This is a genomic window from Sphingomonas sp. CARO-RG-8B-R24-01, assembly GCF_022662295.1.
Classification (GTDB): domain Bacteria; phylum Pseudomonadota; class Alphaproteobacteria; order Sphingomonadales; family Sphingomonadaceae; genus Sphingomonas.
This window is the reverse complement of record NZ_JAKNQI010000001.1, coordinates 555860-577010: the sequence shown is the minus strand read 5'-3', so window position 1 is coordinate 577010 and position 21151 is coordinate 555860. Positions and strand designations below refer to the sequence as shown.

At 65.4% G+C, this 21151-nt stretch carries 21 protein-coding genes; 13 read left to right on the top strand and 8 right to left on the bottom strand.

What is annotated here, in order from left to right; translation table 11 throughout:
- The first annotated feature begins 21 nt into the window (after positions 1–21).
- The 8 genes from L8G49_RS02715 (at position 22) to L8G49_RS02680 (ending at position 8114) form a co-directional block, all read left to right on the top strand.
- Positions 22–672 carry an adenylate kinase gene (locus L8G49_RS02715; protein WP_242137500.1) on the top strand — a complete coding sequence of 217 codons (651 nt, stop codon included), beginning with the start codon at positions 22–24 and terminating at the stop codon, positions 670–672.
- A 395-nt stretch (positions 673–1067) separates the two neighbouring features.
- On the top strand, positions 1068–1760 hold the full coding sequence (locus tag L8G49_RS02710) for a response regulator transcription factor (RefSeq protein WP_347272035.1): 693 nt from the start codon (positions 1068–1070) through the stop codon (positions 1758–1760).
- Complete coding sequence (locus tag L8G49_RS02705) at positions 1757–3103, top strand: HAMP domain-containing sensor histidine kinase (protein ID WP_242182302.1); 1347 nt, start codon at positions 1757–1759, stop codon at positions 3101–3103. Before L8G49_RS02710 ends, L8G49_RS02705 begins: the two co-directional genes overlap by 4 nt.
- A gap of 197 nt (positions 3104–3300) precedes the next feature.
- On the top strand, positions 3301–3669 hold the full coding sequence (gene rpsM / locus L8G49_RS02700) for a 30S ribosomal protein S13 (RefSeq protein ID WP_010164558.1): 369 nt from the start codon (positions 3301–3303) through the stop codon (positions 3667–3669).
- Between the two features lie 54 nt (positions 3670–3723).
- The gene (gene rpsK, locus L8G49_RS02695) at positions 3724–4113 is read left to right on the top strand and encodes a 30S ribosomal protein S11 (RefSeq protein WP_010164557.1); all 390 of its coding nucleotides are present in this window, start codon (positions 3724–3726) and stop codon (positions 4111–4113) included.
- Between the two features lie 94 nt (positions 4114–4207).
- The gene (locus tag L8G49_RS02690) at positions 4208–5275 is read left to right on the top strand and encodes a DNA-directed RNA polymerase subunit alpha (protein WP_242137497.1); all 1068 of its coding nucleotides are present in this window, start codon (positions 4208–4210) and stop codon (positions 5273–5275) included.
- 209 nt (positions 5276–5484) lie between these two features.
- Positions 5485–5907 (top strand): 50S ribosomal protein L17, encoded by a 423-nt coding sequence (gene rplQ, locus L8G49_RS02685; RefSeq protein ID WP_242137496.1) that lies wholly within the window; start codon positions 5485–5487, stop codon positions 5905–5907.
- A gap of 146 nt (positions 5908–6053) precedes the next feature.
- Positions 6054–8114 carry a prolyl oligopeptidase family serine peptidase gene (locus tag L8G49_RS02680; RefSeq protein WP_242182300.1) on the top strand — a complete coding sequence of 687 codons (2061 nt, stop codon included), beginning with the start codon at positions 6054–6056 and terminating at the stop codon, positions 8112–8114.
- A gap of 20 nt (positions 8115–8134) precedes the next feature.
- Here the strand turns inward: L8G49_RS02680 and L8G49_RS02675 are convergent, their stop codons facing one another.
- On the bottom strand, positions 8135–8638 hold the full coding sequence (locus L8G49_RS02675; RefSeq protein WP_242182298.1) for a DUF4232 domain-containing protein: 504 nt from the start codon (positions 8636–8638) through the stop codon (positions 8135–8137).
- Between the two features lie 230 nt (positions 8639–8868).
- Here L8G49_RS02675 and guaA point away from each other — a divergent pair, with 230 nt between their 5' ends.
- On the top strand, positions 8869–10425 hold the full coding sequence (gene guaA / locus L8G49_RS02670; protein WP_242182297.1) for a glutamine-hydrolyzing GMP synthase: 1557 nt from the start codon (positions 8869–8871) through the stop codon (positions 10423–10425).
- A gap of 20 nt (positions 10426–10445) precedes the next feature.
- Here guaA and L8G49_RS02665 read toward each other — a convergent pair whose 3' ends face one another.
- From L8G49_RS02665 to L8G49_RS02650, 4 genes are all read right to left on the bottom strand, one after another.
- On the bottom strand, positions 10446–11456 hold the full coding sequence (locus L8G49_RS02665) for a zinc-binding alcohol dehydrogenase family protein (protein WP_242182295.1): 1011 nt from the start codon (positions 11454–11456) through the stop codon (positions 10446–10448).
- Positions 11457–11657: 201 nt separating this feature from the next.
- Positions 11658–12680 (bottom strand): alpha/beta hydrolase, encoded by a 1023-nt coding sequence (locus tag L8G49_RS02660; protein WP_242182293.1) that lies wholly within the window; start codon positions 12678–12680, stop codon positions 11658–11660.
- A gap of 100 nt (positions 12681–12780) precedes the next feature.
- On the bottom strand, positions 12781–14388 hold the full coding sequence (locus L8G49_RS02655; RefSeq protein WP_242182291.1) for a M28 family metallopeptidase: 1608 nt from the start codon (positions 14386–14388) through the stop codon (positions 12781–12783).
- Positions 14389–14549: 161 nt separating this feature from the next.
- The gene (locus tag L8G49_RS02650; protein WP_242182289.1) at positions 14550–16340 is read right to left on the bottom strand and encodes a sensor domain-containing diguanylate cyclase; all 1791 of its coding nucleotides are present in this window, start codon (positions 16338–16340) and stop codon (positions 14550–14552) included.
- Positions 16341–16528: 188 nt separating this feature from the next.
- Between L8G49_RS02650 and L8G49_RS02645 the strand changes: the two genes are divergently transcribed.
- Positions 16529–16696, top strand: coding sequence for a hypothetical protein (locus L8G49_RS02645; protein ID WP_242137488.1), 168 nt, complete (start codon positions 16529–16531; stop codon positions 16694–16696).
- 33 nt (positions 16697–16729) lie between these two features.
- On the opposite strand, the gene L8G49_RS02640 is transcribed toward L8G49_RS02645, so the two are convergent.
- On the bottom strand, positions 16730–18019 hold the full coding sequence (locus L8G49_RS02640; RefSeq protein ID WP_242182287.1) for an MFS transporter: 1290 nt from the start codon (positions 18017–18019) through the stop codon (positions 16730–16732).
- A gap of 151 nt (positions 18020–18170) precedes the next feature.
- On the opposite strand from L8G49_RS02640, the gene pgsA reads away from it, so the two are divergent.
- Genes pgsA through L8G49_RS02625 form a run of 3 tightly spaced genes read left to right on the top strand, consistent with a single transcriptional unit; the run spans position 18171 to position 19435 of the window.
- Positions 18171–18737: a CDP-diacylglycerol--glycerol-3-phosphate 3-phosphatidyltransferase gene (gene pgsA, locus L8G49_RS02635; protein WP_242137486.1), complete on the top strand. Its 567-nt coding sequence runs from the start codon at positions 18171–18173 to the stop codon at positions 18735–18737.
- Between the two features lie 3 nt (positions 18738–18740).
- Positions 18741–18998 carry a molybdopterin converting factor subunit 1 gene (moaD, locus tag L8G49_RS02630; RefSeq protein ID WP_242182285.1) on the top strand — a complete coding sequence of 86 codons (258 nt, stop codon included), beginning with the start codon at positions 18741–18743 and terminating at the stop codon, positions 18996–18998.
- Positions 18995–19435, top strand: a complete 441-nt coding sequence (locus tag L8G49_RS02625; protein WP_242182283.1) for a molybdenum cofactor biosynthesis protein MoaE — start codon at positions 18995–18997, stop codon at positions 19433–19435. Before moaD ends, L8G49_RS02625 begins: the two co-directional genes overlap by 4 nt.
- Here the strand turns inward: L8G49_RS02625 and L8G49_RS02620 are convergent.
- Both L8G49_RS02620 and L8G49_RS02615 read right to left on the bottom strand, forming a co-directional pair.
- Positions 19432–20058 carry a fasciclin domain-containing protein gene (locus L8G49_RS02620; protein WP_242137483.1) on the bottom strand — a complete coding sequence of 209 codons (627 nt, stop codon included), beginning with the start codon at positions 20056–20058 and terminating at the stop codon, positions 19432–19434. The genes L8G49_RS02625 and L8G49_RS02620 overlap by 4 nt on opposite strands.
- A 76-nt stretch (positions 20059–20134) precedes the next feature.
- Positions 20135–21034 (bottom strand): hydrogen peroxide-inducible genes activator, encoded by a 900-nt coding sequence (locus L8G49_RS02615; protein WP_242137482.1) that lies wholly within the window; start codon positions 21032–21034, stop codon positions 20135–20137.
- Between the last annotated feature and the right edge of the window lie 117 nt (positions 21035–21151).

Here is a 21151-nt window from a genome sequence, read left to right as displayed (position 1 = left end):
GATCGGTAAGGGGAGACGCGTGTGAACATCATTCTGTTGGGGCCCCCGGGCGCGGGCAAGGGCACCCAGGCGGCGCGGCTCGAAAAGGACCGTGGCATGGTCCAGCTGTCGACCGGCGACATGCTGCGCGCGGCGGTGAAGGCGGGAACGCCGGTCGGGCTTCAGGCCAAGGCGGTGATGGAGGCGGGACAGCTCGTTTCCGACGAGATCGTCTCGGGCATTATCGGCGAGCGGCTCGACATGGGCGACACCGCCAACGGCGTGATCTTCGATGGCTATCCGCGTACGGCGGCACAGGCCGAGCAACTCGATTCGATCCTGGCGGCGCGTGGCCGCACGCTGGACAAGGTGATCGAGTTGACCGTCGACGAAGATGCCTTGGTCGAACGGATCGTCGGACGGTTCACCTGTGCCAACTGCGGTGCCGGCTATCACGACCATTTCAAGCAGCCGAAGGTCGCGGGGACCTGCGACGTTTGCGGACACCATGAGTTCAAGCGCCGTCCGGACGACAACGAGGAAACCGTGCGCACGCGCATGGCCGAGTATCGCGCCAAGACCGAGCCGATCATTCCGATCTACGAGGCGCGCGGGCTGCTTGCGCGGGTGGACGGGATGGCCGACATGGACAGCGTGTCGCACGCGATCGAGGGTATTCTCGGCGCGGCTTGAGCGGCTTGCAGTCGCTGGTGCCGGGCGCTTGACGGCATGCCCCCCCCACGCCGTCATCCTGAACTGGTTTCAGGATCCAGCCCTCCGCGAGTCCGGGCCGCCCCGTTGCGCAGTGGATGCTGAAACGAGTTCAGCATGACGGCAGAAGAGGGAGCACTGCTCCCCGCCGCATCCGCGCGAAACCCAAAATCTGAATGACATTTTCGTCACTTCAATGTCACCGGATCGCGCAGGCGATCCGGTGCAAACATACCCCCATGGCCGGCGCACGCGGCCGGAAACGTTCACCGAGATCGGCACTCGCACTCCCGGGAGTGCCGTTGGCCGGCGGAAGGCTTGCTTTCCGTCGGCCTCATTTCATTCTAGGCACGAGGAAACCGCCCGGAATGCCGCCTGTGACCCGTAAGATCCTGATCGTCGAAGACGATAGCTCGACCGCCGCCTATCTCGCAAAGGGACTGGGCGAGGCTGGTTATGCCGTCGAAACCTGCGCCGATGGCCGCGACGGGATGTTCCTGGCCAGTGAAGGCATCTTCGATCTCATCATCGCCGACCGGATGCTGCCGGGCCTGAACGGTCTGGCGATGCTCGGCGCGATTCGGGCCGCGGGCGTGCGCACGCCGACGCTCGTGCTGTCGGCTTTGGCGACGGTCGACGACCGTATCGACGGGCTCAACGCGGGCGCCGACGATTATCTGGTCAAGCCTTTCTCGTTCGCCGAACTGACCGCGCGGATCGACGCGATCTTCCGCCGGGTCGATCGCAACGCGACGGACGGGCAACCGACGCGGCTGTCGGTCGGGGACCTGGAGATCGACCTGCTCGCGCGGACGGTCGCGCGACAGGGCAAGCCGATCGCGCTCGGCGCGCGCGAGTTCAATCTGCTCGAATATCTCGCGCGTCACGCGGGGCAGGTGGTGACCCGGACCATGATGCTCGAGAAGATCTGGAACTATCATTTCGATCCGGGATCGAACGTGGTGGACGTTCACATCGGTCGGCTGCGCCGTAAGCTTGAAGACGGATTTGCGGCGCCGATCCTGCACACGGTGCGTGGCGCCGGGTATCGGCTGTCGGTCGAGCCTTGATCCGACTATCGGTCACGGCGCGGATTGCGCTGCTGTCGATCGCCCTTGCGCTGGTTTCCAATCTCGTGCTCGTCGCCTTCGTCTGGAAGGTCGTCCGCGACGATGCGATCGACGAGCTCCGCCGGGACACGATCGAGCAGTCGGACGCTTTGGTGGCGGTCTATCGCACCGGCGGTCTGACCGCGCTTGGTCGCACCATCCGCGAAGCCCGTACGCCGGGCGACCTGTCGCGGATCGTCGCGGTGATCGCGCGCGACGGCCGGCTGATCGCAGGGGTAGGGCCGGAGCTCGACCAGTTCGCGCGCTGGCCGAAACTCGGCTTCCAGATCCGGGCGATCGGGTCTCCCTGGTCGGATCGCGAGACGGGCTATGCGGTCCGGCAGATCGGTGCCTACCGGTTGGTGAGCGGCCGGTTGCTCGACGATTGGGAAGAGGAACAACGTGGGATCGAGCGTGCGCTGGCGGCCGCGACGATGCTGTCGCTCGCGCTGGGTATCGGCGGGGGGTTGGTGGTCACGCGCTACGTCGGGCGCAGGCTCGACCGGGTCGCGGCGGTGATCGAGGGCGTTGCTGCAGGGGATCTTTCGCGCCGGGTCGCCAACGCCGCGAGCGGCGATGCCTTCGACCGGCTCGCAACGCGTCTGAACGCGATGCTCGACAAGACCGAGCGGCTGATGAGCGAGCTTCGCATCGTGACCGACGGTCTGGCCCACGACTTGCGCTCGCCACTCGCCAGGTTGCGCGCCAAGGCGGAGGCGGCGGTGCTGCAGGCCGACCCGGTACAGCGCGAGGCCGCGATGGGCGGGCTGTTGATCGAAACCGACCTGGTGCTGCGGATATTGTCGACCATGATCGAGATTACCCGGGCTGAGTCCGTCTCTCGCGACCGGCTGGCACCGATCGAACCGGCAACGCTGATCGAAGAGATTGCGGATCTTTACGCTCCGGTGGTGGAAGATGCGGGGATGCGGTTCGAAGCGGTCCTGGCGCCCGGCTTGCCCAAGGTGATCCTCCACCGCGAACTGATGACGCAGGCGCTTGCAAATCTGATCGACAACGCGCTGCGGCATGCCGGTAGCGGGGGCGAGATCGTGCTGCGGGCCGCGCTGTCCGGGAACGCGATGCACTTTCAGGTGGAGGACCGCGGCCCCGGCATCGCCGAAGCGGATCGGGCGCAGGCGCTGCGCCGGTTCGGGCGGCTGGACCAGGCGCGTAGCCTGCCGGGTGCGGGCTTGGGCATGGCGCTCGTCGAAGCCGTTGCGCGTCTCCATGGGGGCAGGGTCGAGCTGCACGACAATGTACCGGGGTTGATCGCAGCGATCGTGGTTCCCATCTCCTTGTAAGCAATCGGATCGCGCGTGCTTGACAGACGCCGAGTCGATCTTTACCAGCCCGGCATTCCGAACCACCGGTCTCCGGCGGCGCACGTTTGCGCTCGCCGGTGTGTTGCGTTTTTGGCAAGGCACGGGGTTCGGTTGCGCAACGCGATGAGATGGGATGTGCAGCCATGCATGTTCCGTGGAGCAGGAGAACCAAGTTCATGGCACGTATCGCCGGGGTCAACATCCCGACCAACAAGCGCGTTGTTATCGCGCTCACCTACATCCACGGCATTGGCGACACCAAGGCCAAGGAAATCGTCACCAAGCTGGGCATCCCGATGACCGCGCGCGTGCAGGACCTGACCGACCAGGAAGTCCTCCACATCCGCGAAACCATCGACGCCGATTACACGGTCGAGGGTGATCTTCGTCGCACCGTCGCGATGAACATCAAGCGCCTGATGGATCTGGCCTGCTATCGCGGCCTGCGCCATCGCAAGGGCCTGCCCGTTCGCGGCCAGCGCACGCATACCAATGCGCGCACCCGCAAGGGCAAGGCAAAGCCGATCGCCGGTAAGAAGAAGTGAGCTTGAGCCGCGGGTGACCGCGGCTCGCTCCTGTAGCAGGGTTAGGACAAGACAATGGCACGTGAACCGCAACGCATTAAGCGGCGTGAGCGCAAGAACATCACCTCTGGTGTCGCGCATGTGAACGCAAGCTTCAACAACACCATGATCACGATCACCGATGCCCAGGGCAACGCGATCTCGTGGTCGTCGGCCGGCGCAATGGGCTTCAAGGGCTCGCGCAAGTCGACCCCGTATGCGGCCCAGGTCGCAGCGGAAGACGCGGGCAAGAAGGCCGCCGAGCACGGCGTCCGCACGCTCGAAGTCGAAGTGAAGGGCCCGGGTTCGGGCCGTGAGTCGGCGCTTCGAGCGCTGCAGGCGGTCGGTTTCCAGATCACCTCGATCCGTGACGTTACCTCGATCCCGCACAACGGCGTGCGTCCTTCGAAGCGTCGCCGCGTCTGATTTCGTCTCGGCCGTGCGCGGTTGATCGCGCTGCACGGTCCGATTCCCACTTGGTCGGCATCGCCCGTGCCGACCCAAAATCAAGGGATAGCCTATGTCCGTCAATGCAAAGAACTGGCAGGAGCTCAAGAAGCCGTCCGGTCTCGAAAAGAAGCCCGGCGGTGACGGCAAGCGCAAGGCGACCTTTATCGCCGAGCCGCTGGAGCGTGGTTTCGGCCTGACGCTCGGCAACGCGCTGCGGCGCGTTTTGTTGTCTTCGCTGCAGGGCGCGGCGGTGACGTCGATCAAGATCGAGAACGTGCTCCACGAATTCTCGTCGCTGGCGGGCGTTCGCGAGGACGTGACCGACATCGTGCTCAACGTGAAGCAGATCGCGCTGCGGATGCAGGGCGAGGGGCCGAAGCGGCTCCAGCTGTCGGCAACCGGCCCGGGTCCGGTCAAGGCGGGCGACATTGCGGTTTCGGGCGACATCGAAGTGATGAACCCGCAGCTCGTTTTGTGCCATCTCGATGATGGCGCGACGCTGAACATGGAACTGACCGCAGACGTCGGCAAGGGCTATGTCCCCGCCGTCGCCAACCGTCCGGCCGATGCGCCGATCGGCCTGATCCCGGTCGATGCACTGTATTCGCCGGTCAAACAGGTCAGCTACAAGGTCGAGAACACCCGCGTCGGGCAGGAACTCGATTACGACAAGCTGACGCTGACGATCGAGACCGACGGCACGGTTTCGCCTGAGGAAGCCGTCGGTTACGCCGGTCGCATCCTGCAGGACCAGCTTGCGCTGTTCGTCGGCTTCGACGATTCGAGCGTCACGCGTCAGGCCCCGATCGGCCAGGCAGCGCCTGCCGCTGGTGGCACCGAGGTTTCGGGCGATACGCAGCAGATCAACCGTTACCTGCTCAAGAAGGTCGACGAGCTCGAGCTTTCGGTTCGCAGCGCCAACTGCCTCAAGAACGACAACATCATCTACATCGGCGATCTGGTCCAGAAGACCGAAGCCGAGATGCTGCGCACGCCGAACTTCGGCCGCAAGTCGCTCAACGAGATCAAGGAAGTGCTGTCGAGCATGGGCCTCCGCCTGGGCATGGAAATCCCCGGCTGGCCGCCCGAGAACATCGAAGAGATGGCGAAGAAGCTCGAGCAGGAGATTATGGGCTGAGCCGGACGGGATTAGCGCGAGCTAATCCCGAGACGGCGAAAGCCCGGCCGGCGGGCCTCTGGCCCGCCCGACGACGCGGCTTTGCCGCGGCGTATCCGGCACCAGTTAGGATTCCCGCCTTCGCGGGAATGACGGAACATTGGGTGGGCCACCGTCCCCACCGGCTCTGGGGTACCTCACACGGCCCCTTATCGAACGAAGGACATACCATGCGTCATCGCGTAGGCGGCCGTAAGCTTCAGCGGACCTCGGCCCACCGCATTGCCCTGTTCCGCAACATGAGCGCCGCGCTCATCAAGCACGAGCAGATCACCACGACCGTCGCCAAGGCGAAGGAACTGCGTCCGTACATCGAGAAGATGATCACGCTCGCGAAGAAGGGTGGCCTGTCCAACCGTCGTCTCGCGCATGCGCGCCTCCTCGACGATGCGCAGCTGACCAAGCTGTTCGACGTTCTGGCCGAGCGTTATGCCGGTCGTAACGGCGGCTACACCCGCATCATCAAGGCTGGCATCCGCCTGTCGGACGCATCGCCGATGGCGATCATCGAATTCGTCGACCGTGACGTCACCGCCAAGGGCCAGGATTCGGGCCCGGTGATGACCGGCGAGGAGTATGACGAAGCGGCGTAAGCCCATCGTCGCCGGACATTGAGAAAGGAGCTGCACTCGTCCAGAGTGTGGCTCCTTTTCTCGTTTGGGGGCTTTGCATGCGACCTTTTCCGATCCTCGCGGTTCTCCTGGCTTCCCCCGCCCTCGCGCAGACACAGGCTCCAACCATGCACTATCCCGAAACGCGCCGGACCGCGCAGGTCGACGAACAGTTCGGCGTCAAGGTCGCCGATCCCTATCGCTGGCTCGAGAACGACGTCCGCACGGATGCGGAAGTGGCAAAATGGGTCGCCGACCAGAATGCCGTGACCAACGCCTATCTGGCGACGCTCCCGGGGCGCGACATCTTTGCTGCACGGTTGAAGCGGTTGCTAAACTACGAGCGGTTCGGCGTGCCCGTTAAGAAGGGCGGACGCTATTTCTACAGCCGCAATGCAGGGTTGCAGAACCAGGCGGTGCTGTACGTGCGCGACAGTGTCGACGGGGAAGGGCGGGTCCTGATCGACCCCAATGGCTGGTCGAAGGACGGTGCCACCGCGCTCGCCGAATGGACGCCGTCGGAAGATGGCAGCAAGCTGCTCTACGCCGTGCAGGACGGCGGGACCGATTGGCGCACGGTCAAGGTGCTCGACGTTGCGACCGGCGCCGTGTCGGACACGATCGAATGGGTGAAGTTCTCGGGCCTGTCCTGGGCAAGGAACGGGTCTGGCTTCTATTACTCGCGCTTCGCCGCGCCGGCGGACGGGTCGAAGTTCCAGGCGCTCAACGAGAATCAGCAGGTCTATTTTCACAAGCTCGGCACGCCGCAATCGGCCGACGCGCTGATCTATGCAACGCCGGACCAGCCCAAGCTCGGGCACAATGCGCAGGTGACCGATGACGGCAAGTGGCTCGTCATCACCACGCACGAGGGCACCGACAATCGCTACCAGATCACCGTGATCGACCTGACCGCACCCAAGCCTGCGCCCCGGACGATCGTAAAGGGGCTCGAAAACGAGTGGACGCTGGCGGGCAATGTCGGCGGGAATTTCTACTGGGTGACCAACAAGGGCGCGCCGCGCGGGCGGATCGTTGCGACGAACCTCTATGCACGCTCGGCGGAGGTCCCGGAAACCGAGATCGTTGCGCAGGGCAAGGACGTGATCGATGGCGCCAATCTGGTCGGCGGACGGTTGCTCGTGTCCTATCTCGCGGACGTGAAGAGCGAGGTTCGCCGCTTCGCGCTTGACGGCAAGCCGGATGGCACCGTGCCGCTCCCCGGGATCGGGGACGTCGGCGGCTTCGGGGGTGAGGCGGACGATAACGAGACCTTCTACGCGTTCACGAGCTTCGCGACGCCAACGACGATCTACCGCTATGACATCAGGACCGGCCAGGCGACTCCCTGGGCCACCCCCAAGGTCGCGTTCGATCCGGCGCGCTATCAGGTCGACCAGCGGTTCTACACGTCGAAGGACGGCACCCGCGTGCCGATGTTCGTGGTGCGCCGCAAGGACGTGACCGCGCCGGCCCCCACGCTGCTGTACGCTTACGGCGGGTTCAACATCTCGGTCACGCCGACCTTCTCGGCGACGCGGCTGGCGTGGCTCGAGCAGGGCGGGGTGCTCGCGGTCGCCAACATCCGGGGTGGCGGCGAGTACGGCAAGGCGTGGCACGACGGCGGACGCCTCGCGCAAAAGCAGAACGTGTTCGACGACTTCATCGCGGCGGGCGAATATCTGAAGGCCCAGAAGATCACCGGGAAGGACCAGCTCGTCATCCAGGGCGGGTCGAACGGCGGGTTGCTCGTGGGGGCCGTCACCAACCAGCGTCCCGACCTGTTCGCCGCGGCGCTGCCGGCGGTGGGCGTGATGGACATGCTGCGCTTTGACCGGTTCACCGCCGGGCGCTATTGGGTCGACGATTACGGCTACCCGTCGAAGGAGGCCGACTTCAAGACGCTCTACGCCTATTCGCCCTATCACAATATCCGCGCGGGCAAGCCGTACCCGGCGATCCTGGCGGAAACGGCGGACACCGACGACCGCGTCGTGCCGGGACATACGTTCAAATACACCGCGATGCTCCAGTCGCTCGATCTCGGGCCGAAGCCACGACTGGTGCGGATCGAGACGCGCGCGGGGCATGGGTCGGGCAAGCCGACCGACAAGGTGATCGCGGAGACGGCGGACGCCTGGGCGTTCGCGGCGAAGTGGACCGGGTTGCAGGTCAAGCCGGTCCAGTAAGCGCGGGGCGGTGGGGGGAATCAGCCCGCCGCCATGCCTTCCATGGTGCGGAGGGGCGGCTGGTCGAAGCCGGCCGGCTGGTCGGCTGCGCCATACAATAGCGCCGTGATCGGCGAGCGGAGTGACGTGTTGCCGATCCGTACCGTCACGCTGGCTGCGCGGAGCGCCCGGTTGGTCGGGAAGACGGGCCCCGAAACCCAGCGCAGCGCGGTCGCCGCACGGTGTCCGCCGCTGATCCGGACCGGGAGCATTGCCGGGCCAGGATGCATTCCCACCGGTGCGCGTCGTGTTGCAGGCAGGACACGCCCGCGGGCGTCGAAGAAGGCGATCGTCGGAAGCGCTTGAAGCGTACACTCCGGGCCATGGTTGCGGAGCGAAAGCTCGACCCCCGAATGCGACATACCGTTGAAATCGCCGTCCTTGCCATCGAGCGACAGGCGAAGCTGGGCGGCGCGGCAGGGCGGGGGCATTGGGGCAGGGGCCTGGGCGGCGGTGGACGTGACTAGCAACGCGAACAATATCATCGAACGTATCCTCAAACTTCCGGCCGCGGTGCGCCTTCGGCATCTCCGGCAACCGACAAACCCTTTACCTCGCCCTCGTGCCGGGGTGATGACGGAGGGAGGCTTAACCCAATCCCTCTCCGTTCGTTTCACACTTGCAGGCGTGGACCGAAGCTGAACGGCCCGGACGCCCCCTACCGAATCGCACGCCCGCCCTCTGGCATCGCGGCGCACTTCTGCTATCTGGCCGCATGACACATCCCAGCGACTCCATCCTCATCGTCGATTTTGGCAGCCAGGTGACCCAGCTGATCGCACGCCGCGTGCGCGAAGCGGGCGTCTACAGCGAGATCGCGCCGTTCACGACCGCCGCCGAAGCGTTCGACCGGATGCAGCCCAAGGGCGTGATCCTCTCGGGCAGCCCGGCCTCGGTGCTCGACGAGAACAGCCCGCGTATCCCGCAGGCAATCCTCGACAGCGGCGTGCCGATCATGGGGATCTGCTACGGCCAGCAGGTGCTGATGCATCAGCTTGGCGGAACGGTGACGCTCGGCGACAGCGGCGAGTTCGGCCATGCGGTGATCGAGATCGGCGATGCCTGCGCGCTGTTCGACGGCGTCTGGACGCAGGGCGAATCGCATCAGGTATGGATGAGCCACGGCGACAAGGTCACCGCGCTCGCCCCCGGCTTCCGCCCCGTCGCGGCGAGCCCCGGCGCGCCGTTCGCGGTGATCGCGGATGACGACCGGCAGTATTACGCCATGCAGTTCCACCCCGAGGTGGTCCACACGCCCGATGGCGCCAAGCTGATCGCGACGTTCGCGCGGCACGTCTGTGGCCTCACCGGCGACTGGACGATGGCCGAGTTCCGCGCGACCAAGATCGCCGAGATCCGCGCGCAGGTCGGCAGCGGCAAGGTCATTTGCGGGCTGTCGGGCGGGGTCGACTCCGCGGTCGCGGCGGTGCTGATCCACGAGGCGATCGGCGAGCAGCTGACCTGCGTGTTCGTCGACCACGGGCTGATGCGCAGCGGCGAGGCGGATCAGGTCGTCACGCTGTTCCGCAACCATTACAACATCCCGCTGGTCCATGTGGATGCCGAGGCGACCTTCATGGCCGGGCTCGCTGGCGTCACCGACCCGGAGGCGAAGCGCAAGTTCATCGGTGGGGCGTTCATCGACATTTTCGAGGCCGAGGCGAAGAAGATCGGCGGCGCCGATTTCCTTGCGCAGGGGACGCTCTACCCCGACGTGATCGAGAGCGTCAGCTTCACCGGCGGGCCGTCGGTGACGATCAAGAGCCATCATAATGTCGGCGGCCTGCCCGCGCGGATGAAGATGCAACTGGTCGAACCGCTGCGCGAACTGTTCAAGGACGAAGTCCGCGCGCTTGGCCGTGAGCTTGGTCTGCCTGAGATCTTCGTCGGGCGGCATCCGTTCCCGGGGCCGGGTCTGGCAATCCGCATCCCGGGCGAAGTCACCAAGGAACGCTGCGACATATTGCGCAAGGCGGACTCGGTCTATCTCGAGGAAATCCGTCGGGCCGGATTGTACGATGCGATCTGGCAGGCGTTCGCGGTGCTGCTGCCGGTGCGCAGCGTCGGTGTGATGGGCGACGGGCGGACGTATGACAATGTGCTGGCGCTCCGCGCGGTGACCTCGACCGACGGGATGACCGCACAGGCGTTCCAGTTCCCGGGCGATTTCCTCCCGCGCGTCGCGACGCGGATCGTCAACGAAGTGCGCGGCGTCAATCGCGTGACCTATGACTATACGAGCAAGCCGCCCGGCACGATCGAGTGGGAGTGACGGACCGCGCGCGCGGGTCGCTAGAAGCGCGCGATTGCTTTCAGGACGTGGTCCGCACTGGCGATCAGGTCGGGCATGCTGGTCGGAATGTCCTCCGCCTTGAGGCTGTGGGTATGGAGCACGTCGGTCGGGATGAGGCCGTCGAGGATCGCTTGCTTGACTCGATCGAAATCGTCCAAAAGCGCATTGCGACTGGCGACGAGGGTCGTTTCGCGTTTGTGGAATTCCGGATCGGGAAACACCAGATCCCCGGGCGCGACGCCGACCAGCACCAATGTCCCGCCATGGGCGACATAGCCGAGGCTTTGCGCCATCGCTGACAGCGATCCGGTCGCATCGAACACGGCATCGAACATGTCGCCGCCGGTTGCCTCGGCCAGCGCGGTCGGCAGGTCGGAACCAGCCTCGACCGTATCGTCGAACGCCAGATGATCCCGGGCGAACGCCAGGCGGGTCGGCCGGGTGTCGGCAAGCGTGACATGCGCGCCGCTGAAGCGGGCGAATAAGCCCGTTCCCACCCCGATCGGGCCAGCACCAACCACCAGCACACGGTCGCCCGGCAGAAGCCCTGCGCGCGAAACCGCATGCGCCCCGATCGCGAGAAACTCGATCATCGCCGCCTGGTCGAGGGTCAGCGCCCCTGCGTCAAACAACGCGCTCTGCGGTATTGCGATACGCTCCGCCATGCCACCGTCCGCATGCACCCCGAGCACGCTGATGCTTACGCACGCATTGGGCTTACCCTTGCGGCAGGCGATACAGGTTCCGCAGGCGAGATAGGGGTTGATCGCGACGACCTGACCCACGCGGAACGCGGAGCCTTCGGGAACGTGCTCGATCTCGCCCGACAGCTCATGGCCCATGACGCGTGGATAGGCGAGAAATGGGTGCCGACCAGCGTAGATATGATAGTCCGTACCGCACAGGCCGATCCGTCGGATCCGGACGATCGCTTCGCCGGGCTTGGGAGAAGGTGACGGGCGGTCCTCGACGGCCAGCGAGAAGGGCTCCCGGCACACTACGGTTTTCATCTCGGATCCCTTTACGTACGCCTAGCCGGCCCATCGCTAGAGGCGTGATCCCATATATGCAAGTTGACGATCATTGGCGCGATTGTCGATCGGGCGTCCTGATCGCATTTCGGGACGAACGCGGTGGATCCGCCGCGCCGCGCTACCTGGCCGCCGATCGTCGGGCACAGGCAACCCCGCGAGGGGCCATGCGAAGTGATCCTACCGAAGTTCATCGAGCAACACGGCATTGAACCGCGCAGGGTCCTCCACCTGCGGCGCATGGCCCGCGTCGGCGATCCGGATCAAGTGCATCTTGGAGAAGCGCCTGGCGACCGCCTCGGCGGCCTGAGGCACGGTCTGGACGGCAGAACGCACCGCGACCGGGGCGGTGTTCGCGCGAAAGGCAGTCAGGTCCTTCTGGCCGATGATCAGCGATACCGGAGCAACGATCCGGTCGAGATCCGCAGCGACGGGTTGCGTTTCGATCATATCGGAAAGCCGCGCCTGTGCTTCGCGGACCAGATCGCCGTCCGGGCTGGCATATTGTCCTGCCAGCATCGCAACCCATCGGTCATAGGCCGGGCGCCATTGGCCATGATAGTAATTGCGCAACTGGTATGCCTTGATCGAAGCGGCATCGGTCCGTGCCTCCTCGCGACGCAGCGTGCCGAGGTCGGCATAGGGGACGCCTTGAGCAAGCGTGTCGTTCAGCCCCAGGGGGTTGACGAGAACGATCCGCTCCACGCGGTCGGGATACATCAGGGCGAAGCGGGCTGCCAGAATGCCGCCGGTCGAATGTCCAACCACCAGCACCTTGCCAACCCTGGCCTGGTCCAGAAGCCCGCGCGTCAGCGCCGCAAGGCTCTGGAAGCTGTACTGGTAGCCCGCAGGCTTGGAGGATTTGCAGAAGCCGATCTGGTCCGGGGCAATCACCCGATAGCCGGCGTTGGACAGCGCCGTGACCGTGCCCTGCCATGTGGCGGCGCAGAAGTTCTTGCCGTGCAGGAGCAGAACGGTCCGTCCATTCGCCCGTGCGCTCGGCGGTACGTCGAGATAGGCCATCCGGATCGGCGCACCCTGCGAACTGGCGCCGTACCAATGGACCGGGAAGGGGTAGGCGAACGCCTCCAGATTTGCGCCGAGCGGCTTCACCGCGATCGGAGCGGTCGCCGCCGGGTCGGCGGCATCCGCTGGCGACGTCCACGCCGTAGCAATCAGCAGCAGGGGCAGGGCACGGCGCATGTCGATGGTCCTCCGTCGCACGGGGCTGCACGACACCGGCTCAATGCGCGCCGCGGGTTGAGCGTTCCCACGGTCCCGTTCGCATCCTACGCCCGCGTGCCTATCCAGCAGGTCGGTTTTTGTCGCGGATCGCCTTGAATTCGGAGCCCGCTTTCCACTCGGGCCAGACGGTGGAGTTGGCGAGTTCCGCGCCGATCGTTCCGATCAGGTTGATGTCCTGTACCGCGCCGCCGAGGTTCCAGTCGCTGCTCCACGCGTCACATGCCTGATGGTAGCAGTGACCGGTATAGGCATCGATCCATGCCTGGCCGGCCGTAGTGCCCCCTTGCTCGAGGTCGGACGCTCCGGCGATACCCATCGACAGCAGTGTCGGAACGCCTTGTTTTGCGAAGGAGAAGTGATCCGCGCGATAGAACAGCCCGCGTTCTGGAAGGCTTTCGGGCGTGATCCGGCGTCGCTGGGCTGCCGCGACCCGGGCCATGTCCTCCTCGAGACTGTTCTGTCCGGCGCCGACGAGTACGACGTCCTTGGCCCGGCCAGCGGTCTGGAGAATGTCGACCGTGAGATTGGCGACGGTCTTGGCCATTGGCACGACCGGATGGGTCGCATAATATTCGGATCCGAGCAGTCCGCGCTCCTCCGCGGTCCAGGCCGCGAACATCACCGTTCGCTTAGGCGCCGGCGCCGCTTTCAGATTGCGTGCGATTTCAAAAAGGGCGGCGATCCCCAGCGCATCGTCGTTCGCCCCGGCGCGATAGATCCGGCCTTCCGCATCGGGCTTACCCGCGCCGTATGCGTCCCAATGCGCGCCGAACATCACGGCCTCCCCGGGACGTTCGGTGCCGGGGATGCGAGCGAGAACGTTGTAGCTGTCGACCTGCTCATGGCTGACCGGAACGTCCGCGGTGAAGCTGAGGCGGTCGAGCGTCACCGGGCGAAAGCTCGGCTGACGGGCTGCGACCCGCAGCTTCGCCAGGTCGAGCCCGGCCGCCGAGAACAGTTGCTCCGCCGTATCGCCCGCAACCCACCCCTGCAGCGCGAGGCTGGTGAGGCGGGAGGGCTCGCGCACGATGTCGTAGTTTTCACCGCCGCTGCTGACCACGACGTTCCAGCCATAGCCCGCCCCGGCGGTGTCATGGATGATCAGCGCGCCGATCGCGCCGCGTCGCGCCGCCTCCTCGAACTTATAGGTCCAGCGACCATAATAGGTCATCGTACGCCCACCGAACGTGCCCGCAACGGGCTCGCCCTTGGCGGCGGCGAAGTCCGGATCGTTGACGAGAAAGACCGCGACCTTTCCCTTGAGATCGGCGCCCTTGAAGTCGTCCCACTTACGCTCGGGGGCCGTCACGCCATATCCGACGAAGACCAGAGGCGCAGCGGCGATCCTGGCCGAATCGTCCGGACGGATCGTGGAGACGTAAATGTCCTTCGCCTGTTCGGCCGGCATCGCGCCTGCCGGCCCGTCGAACCGCAGGGTGCGCGGTCGTCCGAGCCGCGTGTGGACCAGCGGGACCTTTTGCACCCATTGGCCGGCCGGACCGCCCGGTTCCAGTCCCAGCGCCTGGAAACGCGCGACGAGGTAGCCGATCGTCCGATCCTCGCCCCGCGTGCCTGGCGCGCGGCCTTCGAACAGATCGGAGGCAAGCGTGCGGACGCTCTGCTCGATGCGAACGGGGTCGCTCGTAACCTGTGCCGTCGCTGGCATCGATGCGGTCAACGCCAGCAGCAGCGCAACTCGGTAGGGGGATCGGAGGCGGAAACGGGTAGGGGCGCTGCTCATAACGGGTTCTTACGACAGCTTTCTCGCAGCGCCAACGGCTTGGACGGGTAGTCCGTGCGCCAGCGTACGCGAGCCCAGCCGGTCGCTCAGGCTGCGATCCGCAGTCGATCGCGGCCTTGGCGCTTCGCTTCGTAGAGGGCGGCATCGGCGTGCTTCAGGATTTCCAGCGCGGGCATTGCGGGAACGATCTCCGCCAGTCCGATGCTGGCGGTAACCGAGATCGACAATCCGTTATCGAGCGGTATCCGCAGGGAACGGATCGCCCTGCGCAAACGGTTCCCCGCCGCTTCCGCGTCGGCCATGGTTGCCCCGCCGAAGATGACGCAAAACTCCTCCCCCCCGATCCGCGCGACGAGATCGTGCGCGCGACAGAAGCGCATCGCTTCCGCGGCGATCGCCTGCAGCACCTGGTCGCCGACAGGGTGGCCGTAGCGGTCGTTGATCGCCTTAAAATGGTCCAGGTCGAGGATCGCAAGGCTTCCGTGCCGGCCATTCGGCAGAGCGGCCCCGTTGGCCATGCACAGTCGCTCGAGATGCTCGACGAATGCACGACGGTTGGCCAACCCGGTGAGCGGGTCGAGCCGTGCTTCGCGGGTCAGCGAAAGCTCGAGGTTCTTGCGGTCCGAAATGTCGCGGATCGAGCCGACGACGCCGAGAGACTCGCCGTCGGCGGTAACGGCGCGGATCGATGCCTCGAACCAGCGACGCCCGACCCCGGTGTCGCGCGCACCGCGATATTGGACGATCACGGCCTGGCCCGGCGCCTCTAGCGCCTGGCGATAGGCGAGGGCTAGCAACGGCTGATCCTCCGCGAAGACGAAGTCGCGGGCATTGCTCCCCATGACGGCGCCCGACGACAGGCCGGTCATGCCGGCGATCGCGGACGATGCGTAGCGGACCGTTCCGTCAGGGCCGACGTCAATGATCGCGTCGCTCAGGCTGTCGGCGATCGTGCGATAGCGCGCATCGCTCTCGCGCCACCGTTCGGCGATGATCCGCCGTTGCGTCAGCAGGGATGCGACCGGCAGCACCAGCAGCACCGAGCAGGCGATGAAACCCTGCAGGAGCAGCGACTTTTCACCGATCGAGCCGGGCATGAGATTGATCGGTCCGCGCCCGTGCGCGGTAAGGATGGCGCCAATGGACCCGACGATGACCGTACTGGCGATCGCCGCCAGTCGCCCGCCGCGAACCGTCGCAAGCACCATCGGCAACAAGGGGAGGAACAGGATTGGCGCGGGTTTCTGATAGAAGACGAAAAAGGCGGTGGCCGTCACCGCCAGCATCAACGAACCGTTGGCGACCAGGTCCTTGCGCTTCCACCGGCTCAGGCGCTGCAGCCAGTCCGGATTGATCACGGCGGCCGCGACCGGGGTCACCAGGACCGCGCCCAATCCGTGGGCGACGAACCAATGGACGAAGTTGGACCAGTACGGCGCGCCCACGAAGATCGATACGACCGCGGCAGCGAAGATCCCGGATACGAACGGCGCGACGATACCCGCGAGGCCGATGAACCAGATCATCCCGCGCACGGTTTCAATATCGAGACCGCGCCCGAGCACGCGCCGCAGCAGCAGCGCCGCGACGACGGGTTCCAGCAGCAGGACCGGGGTGAGCGCGGGGATGGCGCGCCAACCGATGCCGACGGCGCCGATCTCCAGGACGCAGGCGATCCCGCACCAGAACAGCGGCAAGGCCCAGCGTCGCACGGGCAACGTCGCCAGCCGCGCCAGCAAGAGTCCGGCCGCGCCCCAGACATAGGCGACGCCGCCATCAAACCGGGCGAAACTGACCGACGCCGCAGCGGCCAGGAAGAATACGATTCCAAGGAGGAACGCGGCCTTGGGTTCGGAGGGGGTACGCCAACTCGTCATGTGTCTGGTTAACAGGAGATCTGGTCAAAACTGTCTTAACGGCAGCGCCCGTCGACAAACTTTTGCCTGCCGGCGCAATCGGCGGAGAATGGCACAGGCCGCTTACGCGTCTGGCGTCCCATTTCTGCACGTCGGTTAACCGCAACGAGCGCTGGCGGACATCGTAAACAAAGCGTTAACATCCGGCCATGCAACGCCACCTCTCGCTCCCCTTGTCCGGCAGCCGCCATCCGTTCCGCCAGGCCGTCGTGGCGCAGCGGGTCGCCCGCACCCGGGCGCGGGACGATTCGGACGTCAGGCTGTTCGTGCTGAGCTTCTCGGCATTCTTCGTGTGCTTCTACACGTTCATCTGCTGACGCCCCGATCCCGGCTCGGCCGGGGCCTCTGGCTCAGTCGCAGGCGACGTGGAGCTTCCAGGCGATCCACGCCGACACAGGGCACATGGCAGCCACGACCAGCAGCAGGTTGTCCGGCGTTACCCCCAGCAGGGTCAGCCCCTGAACGCCGATCGCGCCGATCGTCATCGCCCCGGCGTTGACGACATTGTTGGCTGCGACGGTCCGCGCGGTTTCGTCCTTGCTGACGGTGGTGGTGAGGAACGCGTAGAGCGGCACCACGAACATCCCGCCGGTCACCGCAATCCCCATCAATACCAGCACGAGCAGGATCGCCCGGGGCAGGGCGATGAAGCTCATCAGGTCGTACAGCGTACCGACGGGTGCTTCCGGCCAGCCGCGCACCAGCAGCGAGAACACTACGACGAATCCGCCCATCGCAAGGACCGACGCCGGCGCATATTTTGCGGAGGTGTGGCCCTTCAGCAGCGCGTTGATCAGCACCGATCCGACCGCGACGCCGATCGAGAATAGCGCAGTCATCAGCGTGAAGACGTGCTTGTCCGCGGTCAGCACGTTCTTCGCGAGCGGCAGGAACACGATGATCAGGATCGACCCCATGGTCCAGAAGAAGCTGATGGCGCAGATCGCCAGGAACAGCCGGCGGATGTGCATGGTACCCGAGATCAGCCGCCACGATGACGTGAACGGATTGTAGTTGACGACCAGTTCCTTGCCCTCGCGCCGCGCCGGCGGCACCTTGAACGAGGCGAGCCAGCCGAGCACGGCAACCGCGAGGACCGCGATGGCGGCATGCTGCACGGCCATGAACCCGCCCAGGATCGTGCCCAGGAGGATTGCGAGATACGTCGCGGACTCGACCAGCCCGGTACCGCCCAGAACCTCATCCTCATGCAGATGCTGCGGCAGGATCGCATATTTGATCGGCCCGAAGAATGCGGAGTGAACGCCAAGGCACAGCACCGCGAACAGCATCAGCACCAGGCCGACGGTCGAGAAACCGGTCCAGGCTAGCATCAGTCCGCCCGCCCCGACGATCATGATCAGGATCTCCGCGGTCTTTACGATGCGGATGATCTTAGCCTTGTCGTTCGTGTCCGCCAGCTGCCCCGCCAGTGCGGAGAACAGAAAGAACGGGATGATGCCGAGGGCTGTCGCCAATGCCGTAAAATTCTGTTCCAGCTTGGGATCCGCGAAGATCTTGTAGATCGCGAATTGCACCATGACCGTCTTGAACAGGTTGTCGTTGAACGCGCCAAGGAACTGGGTGACGAACAACGGCAGAAAACGGCGCTCCTTCAGCAAGCCGAGCGCGTTGAGCATGATGGGATCGTGGCCTCGATATGGCAGGAATAAGGACCTGCCATAGCCCAGGCTTGCCGCAAGCGGCAACCCGCCATTCGGTAAACCCTTTGACCTACGCGAATTATCGCGCGGGCTTTCCCAGGCGTCGACGCGCGGCTACAGCGGGTCCGTGCTGACGCTCCCCAACCTTCTCACCCTGTCGCGCATCGTCGCGATACCCTTGCTGGCCTGGTTCCTGTGGTGGCCCGGCTGGATCGACGGCTATGCCGCCGGGTTTGTCCTATACTGCCTGATGGGGATCACCGATTATTTCGACGGCTATCTCGCACGGGCGCAAGGAACGGTGTCGAAGCTCGGCGTTTTCCTCGATCCGATCGCCGACAAGATCATGGTCGCGGCGGTCATCCTGTTGCTGGTCGGCACGCGGGGGCCAGAACCCGCGATCATTTCGGGCATCCATCAGGTTGCGGCGCTGGTGATCCTCCTGCGCGAAATCGCCGTCTCGGGATTGCGCGAATTTCTGGCGCAGTTGCAGGTTTCGGTGCCGGTATCGAAGCTGGCGAAGTGGAAGACGACGTTCCAGCTGGTTTCGCTCGGCGCGCTCATCCTCGGCGGCGCGTTGCCGGGGTATCCGTGGGTCGGGCAGGTCGGATTGGTAACGCTCTGGGCAGCGGCGGCGCTGACCGTGGTGACGGGCTGGGATTACCTGCGCGTCGGCCTCAAGCATATGGACTGAGTCGTGACGATCGAGATGTTGTATTTCGCCTGGGTGCGCGAACGGATCGGGCAGGCGGCGGAAACGGTTTCGCCGCCGACCGACGTGACGACCGTCAGAGCGCTGATCGATTGGCTCGCGGCGCAAAGCGCGGTCCACGCCGCCGCCTTCGAGAATCGCGATCGGTTGCGCGCGGCTGTTGATCAGCTGTTCGTCCCGTTGGATGCGCCGCTCGGGTCGGCCCGGGAGGTCGCTATCTTCCCGCCGGTGACCGGCGGATGATCGCAGTCACGGTCAGTACGGCGGTGATCGACCAGGGCGCCGAATTCGAGGCCATCGCCTCCACCGGCGCTGGCGGCATTGCCACCTTCGTCGGCTTGGTGCGCAGCGACGATGGCGTGGCGATCCTGTCGCTGGAACATTATCCGGGCGCTACCGAGGCAGCGCTCGTCACGCTTTGCGAACAAGCTGCCGCCCGGTGGGACCTGATCGGCGCGCGCGTGACGCACCGCGTGGGCGATATGCGACCCGGGGAGATCGTCGTCTTCGTGGGCACGGCCGCGCGGCATCGCGGTGCGGCGCTGGAAGCATGCGCATTCCTGATCGATCGTCTGAAGACCGAAGCGCCATTCTGGAAGAAGGAGACGCGCGGCGACGAGACCAGCTGGGTCGAACCGCGCGACAGCGACGATGCCGCCGCCGCGCGGTGGAAGGGTTAGTTCAGCTTCGGCAACACTACGCCGTTGACGACATGGACCACACCGTTCGACTGGCGCACGTCAGGGGTCTCGACATAGCTCTTGTTGCCGTTGACGTCGGTCAACTGCACCGCACCATTGGTAATCTCGACCGTCAGCGGCTCGCCCTCGACCGTCGTCAGAACAGCCTTGCCGCCACCGGCGGTCGCCTTCTGCTGCAGGTCTGCCAGCGTGATCGTGCCGGGAACGACATGGTAGGTCAGGACCTTGGCGAGGGTCGCCTTGTTCGCCGGCTTCATCAGCGTGTCGACCGTGCCGGGCGCGAGGCGCGTGAACGCATCATTCGTCGGCGCGAAAACGGTGAACGGGCCCGGGCCGGACAGCGTCGTCGCAAGGCCCGCTGCCTTCACGGCGGCAACCAGCGTGCTCAGGTTGGGGGCTGCGGATGCGTTGACGGCAATCGTCTTGGTCGCATCCATGGCGGCCCCGCCGACGGTCGGATTGGTCGTCGCGGCGGCGGAAGGCGCACCGGCCATCGGTGCTGTTTGCGCCGGCGTGGCTGGCGCCGTCTGCGCGGTTGCGGCAGCGCCGATCGCGAGCGTGCTGGCCATTGCAGCCATGGTGAACGTGGTCTTGAAAGTCATGAGGCTCTCCAGTGAAACAGTCGCGGCCTCGGAAGGCTGCGCCCCCTAACTACGGTTGAGGTCCGAAATGGTTTCGTCACGCCGCCTCGGCGAGCGCAGTCGCGAGCAACTGGAAGTCCTTCTCGCGCGGGGATCCGCGGCGCCAGACCAGCGCTATCCGACGCGAAGGACTGGCCGCATCGAGCGGTCGCGCGATGAGACCGGTGTGTTCCAGGATCCCGGCCTTGAGCGCCATTTCCGGCAACATCGTAAGACCTAGCCCATTATCAATCATTTGTACGATGGTGTGGAGCGAGGTCCCGAGCATCGTCGCCTCGGCGCGGAGCTCCGGTCGGGCGCAAGCCGACAAGGCGTGGTCCTTCAGACAATGCCCGTCCTCGAGCAACAGCAGGCGCGTCTCGTCAATTTCGCCGGCTGGCATCGCCAGGGTCGCGTCCCCCATCTCGTCAGGAGCCCCCGCGACGAACAGGCGGTCCTCGAACAGCACCTGCGAGTCGACTTCGCCGCAGGCGAAGGGGAGCGCCAGCAGGACGCAATCCGCCCGTCCGTGATGCAGTCCTTCGCAAGCCGCCCCGCTCGGTTCCTCGCGCAGGAACAGCTTCAGGTCCGGATAGTCGCGACGCAACCGGGGAAGGATACGCGGCAGCATGAATGGTGCGATCGTCGGGATGACACTCATCCGCATCTCGCCCGAGAGAGGCCGGCCCGCCGCGCGCGCCATGTCACCGAGCTCGTCGGCTTCTCGCAGGACGCGGCGCGCCTTTTCGGCGATCCGTTCCCCGAGCGGGGTGAAACGGACGACGCGACGTGTGCGTTCGACCAGCGTTACACCGATCAGCGTTTCCAGCTCGCGCAGGCCGGCAGACAGGGTGGACTGCGTGACGAAACACGACTCGGCGGCACGGCCGAAGTGACCATGGTCTTGCAGCGCCACAAGGTATTGCAATTGCTTCAAAGTCGGAAGGTACGTCGCCACTCATTGCTCCAATCGATCACGCGACGGTAAATAACTACTTGGATCGATAAGACTAGGGCCTATATGGGCCTTTCCAACGAGACGGCGCCCCAAGCGCCGCGAAACGAGGATGTCGAC

Bases quoted from the DNA above. Each gene is read 5' to 3' on its own strand.
- rpsM (WP_010164558.1), top strand. From the start codon at position 3,301: ATGGCACGTATCGCCGGGGTCAACATCCCGACCAACAAGCGCGTTGTT.
- rpsK (WP_010164557.1), top strand. From the start codon at position 3,724: ATGGCACGTGAACCGCAACGCATTAAGCGGCGTGAGCGCAAGAACATC.
- L8G49_RS02690 (WP_242137497.1), top strand. From the start codon at position 4,208: ATGTCCGTCAATGCAAAGAACTGGCAGGAGCTCAAGAAGCCGTCCGGT.
- rplQ (WP_242137496.1), top strand. From the start codon at position 5,485: ATGCGTCATCGCGTAGGCGGCCGTAAGCTTCAGCGGACCTCGGCCCAC.
- L8G49_RS02680 (WP_242182300.1), top strand. From the start codon at position 6,054: ATGCACTATCCCGAAACGCGCCGGACCGCGCAGGTCGACGAACAGTTC.
- L8G49_RS02675 (WP_242182298.1), bottom strand. From the start codon at position 8,638: ATGATATTGTTCGCGTTGCTAGTCACGTCCACCGCCGCCCAGGCCCCT.
- guaA (WP_242182297.1), top strand. From the start codon at position 8,869: ATGACACATCCCAGCGACTCCATCCTCATCGTCGATTTTGGCAGCCAG.
- L8G49_RS02665 (WP_242182295.1), bottom strand. From the start codon at position 11,456: ATGAAAACCGTAGTGTGCCGGGAGCCCTTCTCGCTGGCCGTCGAGGAC.
- L8G49_RS02660 (WP_242182293.1), bottom strand. From the start codon at position 12,680: ATGCGCCGTGCCCTGCCCCTGCTGCTGATTGCTACGGCGTGGACGTCG.
- L8G49_RS02655 (WP_242182291.1), bottom strand. From the start codon at position 14,388: ATGCCAGCGACGGCACAGGTTACGAGCGACCCCGTTCGCATCGAGCAG.
- L8G49_RS02650 (WP_242182289.1), bottom strand. From the start codon at position 16,340: ATGACGAGTTGGCGTACCCCCTCCGAACCCAAGGCCGCGTTCCTCCTT.
- L8G49_RS02645 (WP_242137488.1), top strand. From the start codon at position 16,529: ATGCAACGCCACCTCTCGCTCCCCTTGTCCGGCAGCCGCCATCCGTTC.
- L8G49_RS02640 (WP_242182287.1), bottom strand. From the start codon at position 18,019: ATGCTCAACGCGCTCGGCTTGCTGAAGGAGCGCCGTTTTCTGCCGTTG.
- L8G49_RS02625 (WP_242182283.1), top strand. From the start codon at position 18,995: ATGATCGCAGTCACGGTCAGTACGGCGGTGATCGACCAGGGCGCCGAA.
- L8G49_RS02620 (WP_242137483.1), bottom strand. From the start codon at position 20,058: ATGACTTTCAAGACCACGTTCACCATGGCTGCAATGGCCAGCACGCTC.